2 protein-coding genes are annotated in these 745 nt (G+C 56.2%); both read left to right on the top strand.

The features are described from left to right. A partial coding sequence (locus tag JF66_RS20810) for a 50S ribosomal L9 C-terminal domain-containing protein (protein WP_035880874.1) occupies positions 1–126 on the top strand: 126 nt, incomplete at its 5' end. Positions 127–539: 413 nt separating this feature from the next. Next, positions 540–745: DnaB-like helicase N-terminal domain-containing protein (locus tag JF66_RS22710; protein ID WP_304413068.1), on the top strand; the 206-nt coding region annotated here is incomplete at its 3' end.

Genomic DNA, 745 nt, shown 5'->3' with positions numbered 1-745 from the left:
GGTGCGATTGACAAGCGCAAGATCGAGCTCTCCGCGATCAAGCTGACCGGCGAGCACAAGGCGACCGTTCGCCTTCGTGACGAGCTGAGTGCAACGATCACCCTTCTGGTGGTTGCAGCAAAGTAATTCGACTCACCCGGTAGCGGAGCGCCCCTCAGGGGCTCTCCGCTACCGGTCGTTAAGGGCCGTTTTCCATACCCAATGGGCTTTTCTGTACACAGGTGAGCACGCATATCACGAACATTCAAGCCATGGTTGAACCTACTTTTCCCACAGGCTTGTGGACAGATTAAATACCTGATCAGATATGCTTTAATTTAAAGTTTTCCTATCTTATCCACAGGCGAGTGCACAGGTTGTGCACACGCAACGCGGCGTTTCGCCCAGATTACTCACAGAGTTATCCACAGGCCTGTTTGCCTGTCGGGTAGAGCGGTTTTAGTGTGGGCGAGCGCCGAACTTCGGATGTTGCTGGTGCGTCGGGGGCCGCAGTCGGTGGGTTCTGGTACACCTGAAATACGTCAAGAAAGAGGTGCCGAGTGTCGATCGCTCAGCTTGGCCTAGCCACAACCAACACAGCGGAACCGCGCCAAACGGAACGTATGTTGCCGCACGACCTGCTCGCCGAACAGAGCGCCCTCGGTGGAATGATGCTGAGCAAGGACGCCGTTGCTGACGTCGTGGAGACCGTGCGCGGTGGGGACTTCTACGTCCCCAAGCACGAGATCATCTTCGATGCCATCCT

The sequence above is a fragment of the Cryobacterium sp. MLB-32 genome, from assembly GCF_000738085.1.
Lineage (GTDB): Bacteria > Actinomycetota > Actinomycetes > Actinomycetales > Microbacteriaceae > Cryobacterium.
This window is presented reverse-complemented; position numbering and strand designations above follow the sequence as displayed.